The 15,971-nt window shown below is 70.7% G+C and carries 14 protein-coding genes and 1 pseudogene; 8 read left to right on the top strand and 7 right to left on the bottom strand.

From position 1 onward, the window contains the following. Positions 1-48 precede the first annotated feature (48 nt). Positions 49-1,692, top strand: coding sequence for a hypothetical protein (locus tag V8690_RS22110; protein ID WP_338781390.1), 1,644 nt, complete (start codon positions 49-51; stop codon positions 1,690-1,692). Then, on the top strand, positions 1,623-2,750 hold the full coding sequence (locus V8690_RS22105) for a hypothetical protein (protein ID WP_338781388.1): 1,128 nt from the start codon (positions 1,623-1,625) through the stop codon (positions 2,748-2,750). Before V8690_RS22110 ends, V8690_RS22105 begins: the two co-directional genes overlap by 70 nt. Positions 2,751-3,529: 779 nt before the next feature. On the opposite strand, the pseudogene V8690_RS22100 reads toward V8690_RS22105, so the two are convergent. Beyond that, positions 3,530-4,876: pseudogene (locus tag V8690_RS22100) on the bottom strand (MMPL family transporter); the annotation flags it as partial. A gap of 348 nt (positions 4,877-5,224) precedes the next feature. On the opposite strand from V8690_RS22100, the gene V8690_RS22095 reads away from it, so the two are divergent. Both V8690_RS22095 and V8690_RS22090 read left to right on the top strand, forming a co-directional pair. Then, positions 5,225-5,428 carry a cold-shock protein gene (locus tag V8690_RS22095; protein WP_010032345.1) on the top strand — a complete coding sequence of 68 codons (204 nt, stop codon included), beginning with the start codon at positions 5,225-5,227 and terminating at the stop codon, positions 5,426-5,428. A 156-nt stretch (positions 5,429-5,584) separates the two neighbouring features. After that, positions 5,585-7,018 (top strand): DEAD/DEAH box helicase, encoded by a 1,434-nt coding sequence (locus V8690_RS22090; protein ID WP_338781381.1) that lies wholly within the window; start codon positions 5,585-5,587, stop codon positions 7,016-7,018. Between the two features lie 571 nt (positions 7,019-7,589). On the opposite strand, the gene V8690_RS22085 is transcribed toward V8690_RS22090, so the two are convergent. After that, positions 7,590-8,843, bottom strand: a complete 1,254-nt coding sequence (locus V8690_RS22085) for a hypothetical protein (protein WP_338781380.1) — start codon at positions 8,841-8,843, stop codon at positions 7,590-7,592. A 136-nt stretch (positions 8,844-8,979) separates the two neighbouring features. Then, positions 8,980-9,972, bottom strand: a complete 993-nt coding sequence (locus tag V8690_RS22080; RefSeq protein WP_338785421.1) for a LacI family DNA-binding transcriptional regulator — start codon at positions 9,970-9,972, stop codon at positions 8,980-8,982. A 311-nt stretch (positions 9,973-10,283) separates the two neighbouring features. Here V8690_RS22080 and V8690_RS22075 point away from each other — a divergent pair, with 311 nt between their 5' ends. Together V8690_RS22075 and V8690_RS22070 are read left to right on the top strand one after the other, a co-directional pair. Next, positions 10,284-12,335 (top strand): glycoside hydrolase, encoded by a 2,052-nt coding sequence (locus V8690_RS22075; protein ID WP_338781378.1) that lies wholly within the window; start codon positions 10,284-10,286, stop codon positions 12,333-12,335. A gap of 149 nt (positions 12,336-12,484) precedes the next feature. Next, positions 12,485-12,868 carry a VOC family protein gene (locus V8690_RS22070; protein WP_338781376.1) on the top strand — a complete coding sequence of 128 codons (384 nt, stop codon included), beginning with the start codon at positions 12,485-12,487 and terminating at the stop codon, positions 12,866-12,868. A 27-nt stretch (positions 12,869-12,895) separates the two neighbouring features. Here the strand turns inward: V8690_RS22070 and V8690_RS22065 are convergent, their stop codons facing one another. The 3 genes from V8690_RS22065 to V8690_RS22055 all read right to left on the bottom strand — a co-directional run bounded on the left by V8690_RS22065 (position 12,896) and on the right by V8690_RS22055 (position 14,671). After that, positions 12,896-13,795, bottom strand: coding sequence for an amidohydrolase family protein (locus tag V8690_RS22065; protein WP_338781374.1), 900 nt, complete (start codon positions 13,793-13,795; stop codon positions 12,896-12,898). Between the two features lie 82 nt (positions 13,796-13,877). Next, a complete protein-coding gene (locus tag V8690_RS22060; RefSeq protein ID WP_338781372.1) occupies positions 13,878-14,051 on the bottom strand; it encodes a hypothetical protein in 174 nt (57 codons plus the stop codon). 266 nt (positions 14,052-14,317) lie between these two features. After that, positions 14,318-14,671, bottom strand: a complete 354-nt coding sequence (locus V8690_RS22055) for a putative quinol monooxygenase (RefSeq protein WP_338781371.1) — start codon at positions 14,669-14,671, stop codon at positions 14,318-14,320. A gap of 57 nt (positions 14,672-14,728) precedes the next feature. Between V8690_RS22055 and V8690_RS22050 the strand changes: the two genes are divergently transcribed. Both V8690_RS22050 and V8690_RS22045 read left to right on the top strand, forming a co-directional pair. Further along, positions 14,729-15,034, top strand: a complete 306-nt coding sequence (locus V8690_RS22050; RefSeq protein ID WP_338781370.1) for a helix-turn-helix domain-containing protein — start codon at positions 14,729-14,731, stop codon at positions 15,032-15,034. Between the two features lie 252 nt (positions 15,035-15,286). After that, positions 15,287-15,418, top strand: a complete 132-nt coding sequence (locus tag V8690_RS22045) for a hypothetical protein (RefSeq protein WP_338781368.1) — start codon at positions 15,287-15,289, stop codon at positions 15,416-15,418. A gap of 34 nt (positions 15,419-15,452) precedes the next feature. On the opposite strand, the gene V8690_RS22040 is transcribed toward V8690_RS22045, so the two are convergent. After that, positions 15,453-15,971, bottom strand: coding sequence for a hypothetical protein (locus tag V8690_RS22040; RefSeq protein WP_338781366.1), 519 nt, complete (start codon positions 15,969-15,971; stop codon positions 15,453-15,455).

Genomic DNA, 15,971 nt, shown 5'->3' with positions numbered 1-15,971 from the left:
CCTGTCTTCGCGTCCGCCGACCGGCTTTTCACACTAGTCAACAGCCTCGTGCGCCGTCCCCGAAAAGGCGAGTTACCGGCCGAGGTGCCGGCGCGGGACGGCCTGCCCGTGCTCAGTCTGATCGGTGACGACCAGGAGGGGCTCGCCGAACAGATCGCACGGGCGCTCGGCGCGGCGGAACCCCGACGCGTGCCGCACGAGTCCATCGACGTGGACAACATGCGGCGGGAGGTCCGCGACGACCGGGGCAGTGACGAATCCGCCCCCGACCACCTCCCGCCGCCCTGGCAGCGGTCCGAGCTGTGCCGGCGGATGCTCGTCAAGCTCGCGGCCGAGTACTCCTCCGCGCGCAACGGGCGGGACCAGCGCGTACGCTTCCGGCGGTTCGGCCTCGTCAACTGGCTGCTGGAGATGACCTACACAGCGGAGGAACCGAACTCCCAGCACGCCCAGGACATGTTGCGCCGACTGCGGGACCGCGAGATTCAGCGCCGACCGCTGCTCGGGTTCGCCCGCAGCCCCAGCACCGAGGTGGCGTTGCAGGGAAGCGTGCCGTGGTGGGCGTACCTCCTCGGGCTGCACGTGCTGCCGCTGGTGTGGTTCCGGGCATGGCGGGTGCTGGGCAGCGAGTACCGGTGGCTGCTGCGGCAGCCGTACATGGCGCCCGGCGACCCGGGGACCTTCGACGGGTTCGCGCTGCGGCTCACCCAGCCCCGCTGGGGGCGCGAAGACCCGGTGCAGATCACCAAGCTGATGATCAACGCCTTTCTGGAGGACCTGCGCGTGGCCTACCGGCGCCGTCCCTGGCGGCGCCGCGCCTACCGGCGTACGGCCTACTGCGTGGCGTATCTGAAGGGGGTGAGCGAGTCCAACGACGGACGGGCACTGGTGCGGACGTTCGCTCAGGTGCGCAACGAGACGGGGGCGTTCGATCCGCTGCTGATCGTGACGAGCTGCGGCGAGAACGACCACGACCACGCAGAGGTGCTGGAGCTCTACGACGAGCTCGGCCCTTACGAGACGTGGTGCGAGTCGCTGCGGACACAGGGACGCAGCCGAACCGTCGACTTCTGGTACCTGCCGGTCCGCGTGCCCGCGCCGCTGCCGGAAAGCCACTCCGGCCGGGCCCGGCAGCGGGTGCGCAACTCCGCGGCGGCCCGGATCTCCGTGCCGCGCCCGCCGCACGGCACGGGCCCCCTGCCCATCGTCGGCGCCGCCCTCACCGCCCTCCTCCTGGTCGCCGCCGGCATCGGCTACGCCATCGCCGGCGAGCGGGACTGGCAGGAGCAGCACTGCGGGCTGAGCCGATCCCACCGGGACGCCGACACCCTCGTGCGGGAGTCCACGGGGGAGTGCGTCGGCGTCGCCCCGCACGGGTACGCCTTCGGCTCCGACGACGGGTCGGTGAAGAAGACGCTCACCACCATCGCGGAGCAGAACACCGAGGCCGAGCGCATCCACCGGGAGGTCCCCGGCCGGCCGCTCGTGACCCTCGTCCACCTGTCGGCCCTCCTCAGCCCCAGCGGGGAGGCGTCCGGTGCTCAGTCGTACGCGCGCGAGCAGTTGCAGGGCGCGGCCAGCGCACAGCGGCGGCAGCTCGACCGGCGGGGGAGAACGATCCCGTGCTGCGGATCTTCCCGGCCGCTGCGGGTTCCGGCATGCGCTACGGGGACGTGGTCGCGCGGATCATAGAGCGGATGATGCGCACCGATCCGACCATCGTCGGCATCACCGGCCTGGACCAGAGTCGCAAGGCCACGATCACGACGATCGGCGAACTAACCCGTGTCGGGCTCCCGATGGTCGCCACCACCCTCTCGGCCGACACCCTCGACGACCACTCACCGCTCTACTACCAGGTGTCACCGCAGAACCGGCGCGAGGCCGAGGTCGCCGCCGCGTACGCCGGGCACCTCGCGGACGAGGGCAGGCTGAAGGGGCGCAGGGTGCGGGTCGTGTACTCCGCAGATCCGACCGACGAGTACAGCAGGAACCTGCGGGACGACGCTGTCGCGTCCTTTTCCGGTGCGCACTTCGACGTCGAGGAGCAGGCGTACACGCCCTCGCCTTCGTCTGACGTGACCGCCTCGGGCCAGCGCGGCGCGCGCAGCGTCGGCGAGCATGCCTGTCACTACGAGGGGCTCGTCTTCTTCGCCGGCCGGTCCGAGGACTTCGAGACGATCCTGAACGCGGCCAACGACACCTGCGGTTCCAGCCCGCCCGTCTTTCTCGGCGGGGACGACGTGGCCCGCCTCGGCGCCGACCCATCCCGGCGCGGGAACTACCCGCGGATCCCTTACGAGTTCCTGGACTTCACCCTCGGCTCCTCCTCCTGCGAGGGTCCCAGCGACCTCTACGGCACCATGAAGAAGCTCTTCCCCGAAGAGTGCGAGCAGGTTGAGAACACCTCCCTCGACGGGCATGCGGCGCTCGCGTTCGACGCGGTGAACCTCTACCTCAAAGCCGTCGGTCGCCTCCAGGACACAGCACCCCGGATGCCGATCAGCGCACCCGCCGTATGGCAGGCCCTCAGCCGCATCCACGGCGATGCCGCTCTCGACGGGGAGAGCGGCCGCATCGACTTCGGCGGTGTCGTGGACCAGCAGATCCCGCTCGACAAGCTCATCTCCATCCAGCGCGTGGAGGGGACCAAGCGGCCCGCACAGGTGGGATTCTGCGGACGCTGGGGCAGCCTCCGTCAGAGCGCTTGGTGTCCGGAGCCCGAGACCGGCACGACGCGGTCGCGTTGACGTGGGAGGCCTATGCCTCGCCGGGGGCGAGCCGCCGAAGAGGAGGTGGAGGGTGCGGGTGACTCGCCTCGCCGCCGCCGGCGCGCATCACCGCCAAATCACGGGATCCGGCGTGGCTGACCACTCCACGACCGTCGGCCGAGACGACGAGCTGGGGACGCGACCCGGCGGTGTGCACGTAGAAAGTGCCTTCCTGCCGTGGTGACAGAAGCCCTAGACAAGCCTCATCACCCCAGCTCAGAAGGCACTTTCGTGTTTCCGCTCAAGATCCGGACACAGCAGCAAGTGAAACGCGCAGGTCAGGCCTAGTTGGTCGGGCGCCCACCCTGTGCTCGATGATTCGTGCACCAGCCAGCCGAGGCTCAATCGCCGCGCCGCGCTCGACGATGCCCTTGGCGGCAGCAACGTAGTCGGACAGGTCACCGGTACCGTCGATCGCGGTGCCACCCAGAACGCGCGACAGCGCCCATGCCGGCACAGTTCACGACGGCGTCCACGTCTGCCGGCTACCGGGCGGCTGGCATGTTGCCGTCGCGCCAGTCGTTCACTCGCTTCCGCATGCCGGTGATCATGGGAGTGCGTCGATCTCTGCAAGCTCGAACCAGCGGACGTCGGTTGTTTCCTCGGACACCGCAAGTTGCCCGGCCACAGGACGAGCCAGGAAGCAGATGGAGAACTCTTGCCGTACCTCGCCGTCGTCGTAGGCGAAGACGTGGCGGGGGCTGGTGTAAGTACCGACGGTGCCAATGATCTCGACATCGATACCAGTCTCGGCACTCGGAGAAGACGGCGGTGTCACCGGCGTCGTTGAAGCGGGCCGGGGAGACGGACACGACGCCCTTCGTGGCGCCGATCTCTTTGGCGATCTCGTCCGCGGCACTCTTGGGGTCGGCGGCGCCCTTGCCGTCCACGACGCCGGTCTGTGGCCGTTGAAGCCCGCCCGAAGCCCTCGGCGAGCGCGTCGTAGGCGCGGCGTTCGGTGGTGGAGACCGGCTTTGGCCTCGTCCCCGGGCATGCCCCGCTGGAGGCCGGCCGCGGGCAGGGCGAGGGCGCCGAGGCCGACGACGCCGAGGAGCAGCACGGGTATCGGGCGACGCAGCACGAACCCGGCCCAGCGGGTGCCCCCGTTGGTATCGCCGCTCTCCTCGATCCGGCCGCTCTTGCGGGCCCGCCGGGTGAGCACGGCGTTCGGCCAGAAGCCGAGGAGGGCCGGAACGAGCGTCAGCGCGATCAGTACGGTGACGACGATTGCGCCGGCGGCGGCCAGGCCCATCTTGGTGAGCATCGGGACACCCACCACGGCGAGCCCGGCCAGCGCGATGACGACGGTGAGCCCGGCGAACACGACCGCGGGCCCGGCCGTACCGGCGGCGAGTCCGGCCGCCTCCTGCGGCGCGCGGCCCTTGGCGCGCTCCTCCCGGTAGCGAGAGACGACGAACAGGGCGTAGTCGATGCCGACGGCGAGGCCCAGCATCATCGCCAGGGTGCCGGTGGTGGTGGACGGGCCGAGGGCCCGGGACAGGATGAGTGTCGTGGCCATGCTGACGCCGATACCGATGACGGCGGTCAGCAGGGGCAGCCCGGCGGCGGCCAGGGAGCCGAACGTGATGAGAAGCACGACGGCGGCGATCGAGATGCCGATCACCTCGGCCGTGCCGCCCGGCCCGGCGTTGTCGGCCAGCGCGGTGCCGCCCGCCTCGACGGTCAGCCCGGAGTCCCGGGCCTGGTCGAGGGCGCGCTCCAGATGGGTGCGGCTGGCGTCCGTGAGGTCGTTCGGCCCGACCTTGTAGGTGACGGTCGCGACAGCGGTCGAGCCGTCCTCGCTGATCGTCTTCGCCTGGAACGGGGCGACGGCGCCCGCAACCTGCGCGCCGTCGCCGAGACCCGTCACGGCCTTCTCGATGGCCTGCCTGTTCTCGGCTGCGGTCACCTTCTCGCCGCCGGGCGCGATGAACACGACCCGGGCGGTCGCCCCGTCGGCCGTGGCCCCGGGGAAGCGCTGTTCCATCAGGTCGAACGCCTTCTGGGACTCGATGCCGGGCATCGAGAACTCCTCGTCGGCGGCCCACGGCGCCTTGACGTCGCCGGAAGGCCAGCCGGCCCACTCGATACAGGAAAGTCGCCACGGCAGCAGGTCTCCACACCTGGTGTCGATCGTCTGCCAAGGCTCTCTGCGAGGGGGCCGTCCCGTCGTCGTACGGCTGACGACGATCCGGGCTACTCAGAACGCAGTACGAACAGGCCCGCTGTCCGCCTCGGGTACGAGATTCCCGGGCCATCCGCCGCAGCCTGTGCTACCGTCGTTGTTGTTGCAGTTTTGGTTCCCAGAGACTTCGAGTGCTCTATCGACCTTTGTCGACGAGCACTCTTTTTAGTTGTCGAGGATTTTCGGATCTCTCCGAGGGTGATCATTTCAGCGACCCCGAGTCCGTAAAGTGCGGGTCTCGGGTTTGTCCCCCAAAGGGAGATTCAGCATGGCATCTGGCACTGTGAAGTGGTTCAACGCGGAAAAGGGCTTCGGCTTCATCGAGCAGGAGGGTGGCGGTCCGGACGTGTTCGCCCACTACTCGAACATCGCCACCTCCGGCTTCCGCGAGCTTCAGGAAGGCCAGAAGGTTACCTTCGACGTCACGCAGGGCCAGAAGGGCCCGCAGGCCGAGAACATCGTGCCCGCCTGACGCTGACGCGTCCGACGTGACCGGGGCCCGCACCGTGAGGTGCGGGCCCCAGCCTCGTTTTCATCCAACACCCGGCTCAGTCTTGCGAATCCTGGTGCGGTCCGTCCCAGCCGCCGGGAATTCCCCGATACGTAGCCGCATCGAGGAAGGATCCCCTTGGATCGCACCGCTCGCAAGAACAACGGCTCCCCCCACTCGCGTAAGGCCGGGGGCCGAAGCACCTCCGCCCGTACGGCCGGCGCGGGCCGCGGCGGCCACGGGCGCCGCACCGCGCCCGGCGGGGAGTTCGCGCCCCCGGCCACCATCACCCCGGCGCTGCCCGCCGTCGAGGACTTCGCCGACCTCGGCCTGCCCGAGCGGCTGCTGGCCGCGCTGCGCGCCGAAGGCATGAGCGTGCCGTTCCCGATCCAGGCGGCGACGCTGCCCAACTCCCTGGCAGGCCGGGACGTGCTGGGCCGCGGGCGCACGGGGTCGGGCAAGACGCTCGCCTTCGGCCTCGCCGTGCTGGCCCGCATCGACGGGCAGCGGGCCGAGCCCCGGCAGCCGGTCGCCCTCGTCCTCGTCCCCACCCGGGAACTGGCCCAGCAGGTCACCGACGCCCTCACCCCCTACGCGCAGGCGTTGCGCCTGCGGCTCACCACGGTGGTCGGCGGTATGTCGATCGGCCGCCAGGCGAGCGCGCTGCGCGGCGGTGCCGAGGTCGTCGTCGCGACGCCCGGCCGGCTCAAGGACCTCATAGACCGCGGCGACTGCCGGCTGGACCGCGTCACCGTCACCGTCCTGGACGAGGCCGACCAGATGACGGACATGGGCTTCATGCCGCAGGTGACCGCCCTGCTCGACCAGGTCCGCCCCGGCGGCCAGCGGCTGCTGTTCTCGGCCACGCTGGACCGCAACGTCGACCGCCTGGTCCGCACCTACCTCCACGACCCCGTGGTCCACTCCGTCGATCCGTCCGCCGGCGCGGTCACCACGATGGAGCATCACCTGCTGCACGTGGACGACGCCGACAAGCACGCCACCACGACGGAGATCGCCGCCCGCGACGGCCGCGTGATCATGTTCCTGGACACCAAGCACGCCGCCGACCGGCTGGCCAAGAAGCTGCTGGCCGTCGGGGTGCGCGCCTCGGCCCTGCACGGCGGGAAGTCACAGTCCCAGCGCACCCGGACCCTGGCCCGGTTCAAGGACGGCGAGGTCACGGTGCTGGTGGCCACCAACGTCGCCGCCCGCGGCATCCACGTCGACAACCTCGACCTCGTCGTCAACGTGGACCCGCCCGCCGACCACAAGGACTATCTGCACCGGGGCGGCCGTACCGCCAGGGCCGGCGAGTCGGGCACCGTCGTCACGCTGGTCCTGCCCCACCAGCGCCGCGAGACGGCCCGCCTGATGGCCGACGCCGGGATCACCCCGCGCATCACACGGGTCCGCTCGGGCGAGGCCGAACTGAGCCGCATCACCGGCGCCCAGGCACCCTCGGGCGTGCCCGTCGTCCTCACCCCGCCGCCCTCAGAGAGCGGCCCCGCGCGCACGGGTTCCGCCCCGCGCGCACGGCGCGGCAGGCCCGCCCGGGGCCGCCGCCGCTGACCCGCCCTCAGGAGCGGAGGCCGCGCGGTCCGCGTCACGTCCGGTCAGCGTCACGTGCCGGTCCGCGCCGGAGACAGCCGCACCACCGTCCCCTCCCCGTTCCACGACAGGAGCAGGGAGCCGTCCGGGACGGTGGTGAGACCCGCGAACCGGGGGGCCACGCCGGGCAGTCCGTGGGTGAAGAGAGCGGGGCCCGGCGCGGCGGCTTGCTGCCCGGCGGGACCCCGACCGCCAGGTCCTCGGCCTCGACGCGGGTGCCGTCCGTCGTCAGGGAGACCGACCAGAGCCGGCGGCTCGCGGTGTCCACGGTGCAGAGTGCGTCGCCGCGGACGGCGAGCCCCTGGGGGGCGCCGAGGCCTTCCGCGACAGGCACCAACTCGCCCTCGCCGATGCGGAGTGCCGCCCCGCGCCGGTCGTCGCTCACGTAGCAGCGCCCCTCGGCGTCGAGCGTGACGTCCACGGGGTGGTCGAGGCCACCGCATCGAGCTGTACGGCACGGGCACGGGCACGGGCACGGGCACGGGCACGGGCACGGGCACGGGCAACAGATCATCCAGCCGGACGCGCGCCGCTACGTGTACTCGGCGGAGACGGGGCCGAGGACGGTCCAGCGCCCTTTCCCGGCCGCCCACCGCTCCAGCCATATGTCGTGTCCGAAACTGAGCGTGTAGCTGTCACCGGGCGGGCCACCCACCTCGAACCAGCCCGAAATGCCGCGCACGATCTGCCCGTTGAGACTGCCTTGGAGCGCCGAGGCCACCTCCTCCGGGTCGGACGGCGCGGTTCCGCGGCCGTCGACCCACACGGTCCGGTACACCCGGATCAGTGTCTGCGCCGCCTCGTACTCCTCCAGGGCGCCGGGCCTGTCGGGCAGCCGCAGGAAGTACGGGCAGTGCTGCGTGTCGACGGTGAAGCAGTCCTCGGCCCGTACGGCGCCGGGCCCGGCCGTGCCGACGCGGTACAGGGTGATGCCGTCCGGGACCTGGCCAGGATCCTCGGGCTCCGCCCTCACGCAGGTGTTGAGCAACCCGGGGGCGTACAGCACGGGGCCTCGGAAGCCGGCGCGGGCCAGGGCGCGCAGGTCGTCGGTGAGGGAGGAGCGCGAGCCGGCGAGATACACGGCGTCGCCGCGCCCGCCGGAGAGGGCCGAGCGCAGCTCCGGGGCGGTCATCTGGCCCGGCCTGTCGATGTGCACCGCCGTCGAGGGCAGGCGCGGGCCGTCCCACGCCGGTCCGGGCTCGCCCTTCCTCAGCTGCTCTGCCTCGGCGGCGTCGGTTCCGTAGGCGCCGAAGACGATCAGCTGCTGCGCACGGTGCATCTTGCCCACGTAGGCCCGCACCTGCCAGCCCACTTCGGTGATGTCCGGGGCGACGGTCCACTGGAAGCTGCTGCTGAGACCGGGCGGGTTCTCCCAGCGGCAGGTCCCGACCACCGGCACCTGCGCGCTGAGTTCGTCCATGCCGTCCAGGCCGGGGTCGTCCGCGATGGCCGCCACGAGCCGCGGATGGTCCCGCCGCAGCGTGCCGATGGTCAGGCCGTCCCCCGGGACCACGCCGACGAACTCCAGCGGCAGCTCGCCCTCCGCCTTGTTACTGCGCAGCAGGTCCCGCAGCTCGGCGAGCGCGACGCGGGCCGCTCCGGCACGGTCCTGGCCGGTGTCGCGGGTGACGACGGCGATCGTGAAGGGCCCCTTCCCCCTCTCCCCGTCCGTACCCGGTGTGTCCGTGCCGTTGGTACCCGACGGCCCCTGGGTGACTGCGAGAACGACAATCAACGCGGCCACCGCGCCCGCGAGCAGATACGTCAGCCCCCGACTTCGGCTCATACCGCTCGACCGTACGGGCGGAACGTCCGCCTCGGCAGGGTCTGTCAGGAACCGGTCTATGCCGGCAGGCCGGCTTCGGTGCGGCGATACGCCGTCCTCCTTCCCACCGGAACCGCACGCCCCACCGCGGCCGGGCTCACGCCCGAGTGCCCGGCGCCCCCGTACTCTCCCGCCGCACCAACCGCGTGGGCACCAGCGTCGTCCCGTGCTCCTCCCCGTCCTGCCGCATCTTGCTCAGGACGCCCTCCACACACAGCCGCCCCACCTCGGCGAAGTCCTGGTGGATGGTGGTGAGGGGCGGGAGGAAGGACGCGGACTCGGGGATGTCGTCGAAGCCGATGACGCTGATGTCGCCGGGGACGCGCAGGCCGCGTTCGTGCAGGGCCCGGAGCAGTCCCAGGGCCATCTGGTCGTTGGCGGCGAACACCGCCGTGCAGTCCGGCTCGTCGGCCAGTCGCAGCCCGGCCCGGTAGCCGGACTCGGCCGACCAGTCGCCCCGGACCAGGGGCGGCGGGACGCGGCCGGCCGCGGTGAGGGTGTCGCGCCAGGCGTTGGCGCGGCGCTGGGCGGCGAAGGAGCCCTCGGGGCCGGCCAGGTGCCACACGGTGTCGTGGCCGAGGTCCAGGAGGTGCCGTACGGCGTCCCGGGCCCCGCCCGCCTGGTCGGTGTCGACCACGGTGTAGCGGTCGCCGGCGTCCGAGTCGGCCACCACGACCTGCACACCGGGCGGGAGCGAGACCGTCGCCGCGTCCAGCAGATGGATCTCCATGATGACGATGACGGCGTCCACGGCGAGTTCGCCCAGGCGGGAGAAGGCGCCGTTCACCTCGTCCTGGGTGGGGACGGCGACGGGCAGCAGTGTGACGGCGTAGCCGTGCTGGGCCGCGGAGGTGGCGATGGCCTCCAGGGTGCGGATGTTGCCCATGGTGGAGAGGGAGAAGGTGATCACGCCGAGGGTGCGGAACTCGCCGCGCTTGAGGGCCCGTGCGGCGCTGTTGGGGCGGTAGCCCAGCTCCCGCATCGCGGCCAGGACCTGGCGGCGGGTGTCCTCGGTGACGCCCGGGAAGCCGTTGGAGACGCGGGAGACCGTCTGGGAGGAGACGCCGGCGAGCCGGGCGACGTCGGCCATGGAGGCGCCCTGGCGGGGGCGGACCGGACGCCTTCTCGTACGGCTCGTGCCCATGACTTCTCTCTCACCGTCCACTGTGCCCACCTGCCCCTCGCTCCCCTCGCCGCGCACCGGCGCAAATTTCGGTCCGGAACGACTCCTTGACCCCTGAGATTCGGACAGTGTAGACATCCCGCCAGTGGATGTTTACGTAAACATTGCCTAGTCGAAATCGTACGAGAAGGCCGCTAAGCAGTACAACTCGCACACGTAGGCCCCGATCTCTGCCCCCGCCGGGACGCGCGGCACGCAGAAGAGCTGGAGTACTCGAGATGGCAGACCGCACCCGTAAGAGAAGGCTCCTCGGGGCCATCGTCGTCACCGCCGTGGCGACCGGAACCATCCTGGCCACCACCACCCTGCCCGCCGCGCACGCCGAGCCCACCGCTCAGGCGGCCGGCGTCACCGTCCGCCCCGACCCCTCCTACAAGCAGGAGAAGTTCGAGGGCTGGGGCACGAGCCTGGTCTGGTTCGCCAACGCCACCGGCGACTACCCGCCCGCGATACGCGAGAAGCTCTACAAGCTCCTCTTCGGCGACGAGGGCCTCGCCCTGAACATCGCCCGCTACAACATCGGCGGCGGCAACGCCCCGGACGTCAAGGACTACCTGCGGGCCGGCGGCGCGGTCGAGGGCTGGTGGAAGGCCCCGGCGGGTACCACCCGCGAGGACGTCGACTGGTGGGACGCCGAGGACCCCGCCGACTGGAACAGACACGCCGACAAGACGCAGCGCTGGTGGGTCGACCGCATCAAGAAGGACATCACCCACTGGGAGACCTTCAGCAACTCCCCGCCCTGGTTCATGACCGAGAGCGGCTACGTCTCCGGCAACTTCGACGCGGGCAAGGACCAGTTGAAGCCGGAGTCCGTCGAGGACTTCGCCAAGTACCTGGTGGGCGCGACCGAGCGGCTGGAGAAGGCGCACGGCATCAAGGTCGACACCCTCGACCCGTTCAACGAGCCGAACACCAACTACTGGGGCACCAAGCTCGGCCCGGACGGCGAGCCCGTCGGCGGCCGTCAGGAAGGCGCCCACATGGGCCCCGAGCTCCAGCAGAAGGTGCTCCGCGCGCTCGCCCCGGTGCTGAAGAAGTCCAAGTCGGACGCGGAGATATCCGCGATGGACGAGACCAACCCGGGCACCTTCGCCACCAACTGGAACTCCTACCCCCAGGAGGTCCGTGACCTGGTCGCCCAGATGAACGTCCACACCTACGGCACCGGCCAGCGCACCACCGTCCGCGACCTGGCCAAGGCCGCCGACAAGCCGCTGTGGATGAGCGAGGTCGAGGGCGACTGGGGCGACGGCCAGAGCTTCACGGACATGCGGCCCGGTCTGGGCCTCGCCCAGCGCATCGTCGACGACCTGCGTGAACTGGAGCCCCGCGCCTGGGTGTTCTGGCAGCCCGTCGAGGACTACGACAACATGAAGCCGGGCGGCGAGTCCGCGAAGGGCGGCAACTGGGGCGAGATCCAGCTCCCGTTCAGCTGCACCGCCGAGGACACCCTCGAAACCTGCCCGGTCTACACGAACACCAAGTTCGACACGGCCCGCAACTTCACGCACTTCATCAAGCCCGGTGACCGGCTGATCAAGACGAACGACACCTCCAGCACCGCGGCGGTCTCCCGCAAGGGCGACGCGGCGACGGTCGTCCACGTCAACAGCACCACCGAGTCCCGCGAGGTCACCCTCGACCTGTCGAAGTTCGGCCGGGTCTCGTCCCGCGCCACCGTCACCCCCGTGGTGACCAGCGCCGACGGCAAGCTCGAGAAGCAGAAGGCGGTCCCGGTATCCGGCAAGCAGGCCACGGTCACCGTGCCCGCCCAGTCGGTGACGTCCTTCCTCGTCAAGGGCGTGTCCGGCGTCGCCGAGGACGCGGCCGAGCTGAAGAAGGGCCACACCTACCGGCTGACCGGCGTCCAGAGCGGCAAGGACCTCACCATCGCCGACAACGGCACGGGTCTGGTCATCAAGAGCGCCAACGCCTCCGACCCCGGCGGTCAGCAGTGGCGGGTGGAGCAGATCCGCGGCGCGGACAACCGCAAGCGGTACGTCTTCACCGAGGCCGCGTCGGACAAGCGCCTGGCCGTCCGCGACGGCGCCCTGGTCGCCGAGCCCGACGAGGGCCGCCGCGACGAGGCCACCGAGTGGATCATGTCCACGACCGGCGACGGCACCTGGACCCTCGTCAACGCCGCCACCGGTCAACTCGCGGATGTCGGCGGCCAGTCCACGAACGAAGGCGCCTCGGTCGGCCTCTGGCAGCCGAACTCCGGCTCCAACCAGCGCTGGAAGGTGACGGATGTGACGGGCAGCTAACACTTCGCTAGGCATACGCCCTGTCCGACGCCCCCGCCTGCCGCCGCCGCACGGTGCCGGCAGGGCCGGGGGCGTTGGGCTGGGAGCACCCCGCGGCCAGGGCCCTGTTCCGGTGGCGGGCGGGGCGCCTCTCGTCGATGATCGATCGCATGCTTTCAACGGTGGAGAACATTGCGATCGACTGTGCCGACGCCTACCGGCTGGCACTCTTCTGGAGCGAGGTGACCGGACAGCCGCTGCATCCCGGGGACCAGCCGGGTGACAAGGAGACCGAGGTCATGCTGCCCGGCGGCCCGGCCTTGTACTTCAACGAGGTTCCGGAGCCGAAGTCGGGGAAGAACAGGCTTCACCTCTGCCTGCGCCCGGACACCTCGCGGGACCTGGAGGTCGAGCGGCTGCTGGGGCTCGGCGCCTCGCTGGTCGACGATCTCCGCAAGCCCGACGGCCGGGGCTGGGTCGTTCTCGCCGACCCGGAGGGCAACGAGTTCTGCGTGCTGCTGGCGGAGTCGGAGCGAGCCGCGTTGCCCTCCTGACCTCGGCCGGTCAGGCGCAGGCGGTCCTCACACCCCGAACAACTCCGCCGCGTTGTCGTGGCACACCGCCCGCAGCCAATCCTCCCCGAGGTCCAGCCGTTCCAGGGCGTGGAGCTGGTCCACGTACGCATAGGGGAGGTTGGGGAAGTCGGAGCCGAGCAGGACGCGGTCGCCGAGTCCGGCCAGTCGGGGCAGGGCCCGGCGGGGGAACGGCATGAAGGCCTCGGTGAAGTCGGTGAACGCCATCGTCGTGTCCAGCCGGACCTCTCCGTACCGGTCGGCGAGGCCGAGGAACTCCTCGTACTCGGGCATCCCCAGGTGCGCGACGACCAGCCGCAGCCGGGGGTGCCGGGCCAGCACCCGTGCGATCGGCTCGGGGCCGGTGTGCTTGCCGGGCGCGGGCCCGGAGCCGCAGTGGATCACCACGGGGATCTGGGCCTCGGCCAGCAGCCCCCACGCCGGCTGGAGGAGTTCGTCGGCCGGGTCGTACGCCCCCACCTGCACATGCGCCTTGAAGACCCGAGCGCCCGCCTCGACGGCCTCCCGGACGTACGCCTCGACGCCCGGCTCGGGGTAGAGGGTCGCGGTGTGCAGACAGTCGGGGGTGCGGCGGGCGAAGTCAACCGCCCAGCCGTTCAGCCAGCGGGCCATGCCCGGCTTGTGCGGGTACAGCATCGCAGTGAAGGCGCGGACGCCGAACTCCCGCAGGATGTCCGCCCGTTCCGCCTCTTCCCTCCGGTAGGTGATCGGCCACTCCAGCCCGCCGGTCATCGGCCCGAGCGCGTCGAAGTAGCCCCACACCTTGTGCAACACCCGCTCGGGCATGAAGTGCGTGTGCACGTCGACCAGCCCGGGGAGCCCGAGCCGCCCCCAGAAACGGCGGACCTCCTCCGCTTCCGCACCCGGACCGGCAGGGTCGACTGGCACCACACTCATCCATGCCGCCCACGATCGGCCCGGGCGAGGCGGTCGGTCCACTCCCTTGCACGAGGGAGCGGTGAGGGATCCGTCACGGCCACGTCCGGCTCGCCTCGCGGGGCGTCACCACGGTCAGGCGCTCGGGCTGCCGCGAGGTCCACCGCCCTGGGCCGGACTCCGGCCGCAGCACCCAGACCGCACCGCCGCGCACATCCGTGACGACGCCGCGCCGGCCGGCGATCTCGTCATGGATCAAGTCGCCCACCCAAGGCTTCCGCTCTCCGGTCATCCGCGTTCCTCCCCGTGCAGCTCCGCCCACACCCGCTCGCCCCACGGCGGGTGATCGGTGCCCCAGTCCTTCGCCAGCGCCAGTGCTTGATCGATGACATCGGCGCACCGTACCAAGGGGCTCTGCAGCTTATTGCCCAGGTGGATCCCATACCGTCGAGACGTCGATCTCAACCCCGCCGAACCTGGTCCGGATCAGCAACACCCTTCAGTGGCGAAGTTCCCGACAGATAGACGGTGCGGCTAGCGCTGTGACCGGGAAGGTTCACCGGTTTCGTTCGCAGTGAGAGGAGTCAGCCAGTTGATCTCCAGGTCCTCACGCAGATAGTCCATGCGCGTCTCCTGGAACCGGACAAGGTGGGGCTGGGCAAGGTGATTGCGCAGATCGTCCCTGGAACGCCACAGCTCGTAGAAGACCAGCGTGGTGGGGTCGGAGGCATCGCGGTGCACCTGGTACTGCCAGGCGCCCGGCTCGGCACGGGTCGGCTTGACGAACGAAAGCAACAGACGTTCTAGTTCCTCGGCGCGTTCCGCACGGGGGCGGGCGAACCCGTAGATGCCGATGGGACCGTTTCCCTCAGGTATGACGATGTTCATACCTCGGAGACTATGCATGCCTTGAGGTACGATGCAAATCATACCTGGAGGAGGATCGTGGACCTTGGCAAAGTGTTCGCCGCGCTCGCGGACGACTCCCGGCGGAGGGTGATCGCCGAACTCGCGACCGACCCCGAAGACCAGGAGCGCGCCTGCGGGTCTTTTGACCTGCCGGTAAAGAAGGCCACCCGCACTCACCACTTCCGAGTTCTGCGGGAGGCGGGCCTGGTGGTGCAGCGCGATCACGGCAACGGAAGCACCTTGAGGCTACTCAGGGCGGACATCGAGGAACGCTGTCCCGGTCTGCTGCAGCTCCTCGTGGCCGAACTCGGCCAATCGCGCGAAGGCAGAACCAAGTCATGACCTGGGCGGCCGAGTCCAGGTACTGAGCCCGCGGACCGGACGAGTGAACCGGCAGCAGGGCAGCCGGAGGCTGCAAGCTCCTTGCGCACCCGGGTCCGCAGCGTGGTTCAGATGGTGACTCGCGGATGGCATGACTGAGGTAGTGGACGGTGCTCTAGGCGGAGTGTTCGGTGAGCAGGCCGTGCAGTTCGCCGGTTCGCCGAGGCGTCCTGGGCCACGCACGACGACTGCGTCGGCCGCCAGCTCGCGAGCATGCTGCTGGAGACCGGGGACCTGCTCGTCGACCCCGACCGGCTGGCACCCCACCGCTTCGCCTCCTGGAGCCACCAGAAGGTCCGCGAGACGGCACAGGCCCAATACCAGGGCAACCACGACGCGCACTGAGCACGGTTCCGGGCATCGGGGAGGGCAGGCCCGTTCAGTCGATGTGCGCGCACAGGTCGTCCGTCGTCCCGTGCAGGAGGCGTACGGACTTGTATCCGGTGGGGCTGATGTCCATCGTGTAGACGCCGTCGACGAGGTACAGGCCGCGCGGCAGACTGCCCTGGTCCTGGCCGACCCCCACGAGCACCGGCCCGTGCACGGCCCAGTGTTGGGAGCCGTCGGGCCGGTGCTCGACGACGGCCGAGCCGCTCGCGTCGGCGTCGTAGGAGGCGCCGGTTGCGGTGTTGGTGACGCGTACGACCAGGTCGCCCTTGTAGGCGACCCGCCGCACCGAGCCGTCGGGGTAGGTGCTCAGCACGCGCCGCACCACCTCGTCGACGACCGGTTCGCCGTGGACGGGGGAGTCGCACCGCACGCCGGCGCCGACGTCCCACGGCGCGGAGGGTGCCGGTTCCCAGCCCTTCGCCGTCTCCTTCGCCGTCTCCGCGGACGCGGGCTGCGTCCCGGCGAGCACGGCGGCAAGGGTCAGCGTCGCGAGGGCGGTTCGTCGCAT

Origin of the sequence: Streptomyces sp. DG1A-41 (genome assembly GCF_037055355.1) — a bacterium.
In the GTDB taxonomy this organism is placed as follows: Bacteria; Actinomycetota; Actinomycetes; order Streptomycetales; family Streptomycetaceae; genus Streptomyces.
This window is presented reverse-complemented; position numbering and strand designations above follow the sequence as displayed.

Coding starts and splice junctions, on each gene's coding strand:
- V8690_RS22095 (WP_010032345.1), top strand. CDS start 5,225: ATGGCATCTGGCACTGTGAAGTGGTTCAACGCGGAAAAGGGCTTCGGC.
- V8690_RS22085 (WP_338781380.1), bottom strand. CDS start 8,843: ATGAGCCGAAGTCGGGGGCTGACGTATCTGCTCGCGGGCGCGGTGGCC.
- V8690_RS22080 (WP_338785421.1), bottom strand. CDS start 9,972: ATGGCCGACGTCGCCCGGCTCGCCGGCGTCTCCTCCCAGACGGTCTCC.
- V8690_RS22075 (WP_338781378.1), top strand. CDS start 10,284: ATGGCAGACCGCACCCGTAAGAGAAGGCTCCTCGGGGCCATCGTCGTC.
- V8690_RS22070 (WP_338781376.1), top strand. CDS start 12,485: ATGCTTTCAACGGTGGAGAACATTGCGATCGACTGTGCCGACGCCTAC.
- V8690_RS22055 (WP_338781371.1), bottom strand. CDS start 14,671: ATGAACATCGTCATACCTGAGGGAAACGGTCCCATCGGCATCTACGGG.
- V8690_RS22045 (WP_338781368.1), top strand. CDS start 15,287: ATGCTGCTGGAGACCGGGGACCTGCTCGTCGACCCCGACCGGCTGGCA.
- V8690_RS22040 (WP_338781366.1), bottom strand. CDS start 15,971: ATGCGACGAACCGCCCTCGCGACGCTGACCCTTGCCGCCGTGCTCGCC.